1 protein-coding gene is annotated in these 387 nt (G+C 64.1%); it reads right to left on the bottom strand.

Features of this window, described 5'->3' with window-relative positions:
• On the bottom strand, nucleotides 1-387 hold a 387-nt coding region (locus IVB47_RS14960; protein ID WP_247463172.1), incomplete at both ends, for an alpha-hydroxy acid oxidase.

Genomic DNA, 387 nt, shown 5'->3' with positions numbered 1-387 from the left:
CCCGCCGCGATCGCCTTGACGATGTCGGTGCCGCGACAGACGCCGCCATCGACCATGATCTTGGCGCGGCCGTTCACGGCGTCAACGATCTCGGGCAGCACGTGCATGGCGCCGCGACCATGATCGAGCTGACGGCCGCCGTGGTTGGAGACGTAAATCCATTCGACGCCGTGATCGATCGCGATCAGCGCATCCTCGGGCGTCGCGATGCCCTTGAGGATCAGCGGGATCTTGAACTTGTCCTTGATCATCTGCACCGTCCGCCACTCCAGACCCTTCTGGTAATCGCCGCCGGTGGCGCGCAGGCGGCTCTCGCGAACGTAGCGTTTGGCGATGTCACGTTCGCGACGGCTGTAATGAGCGGTATCGACGGTCAGGCAGAAGGCG

It is taken from the genome of Bradyrhizobium sp. 62, assembly GCF_023073035.1.
Classification (GTDB): domain Bacteria; phylum Pseudomonadota; class Alphaproteobacteria; order Rhizobiales; family Xanthobacteraceae; genus Bradyrhizobium.
The sequence above is the reverse complement of the archived record's forward strand: the minus strand, read 5'-3'. Positions and strand labels throughout refer to the sequence as shown.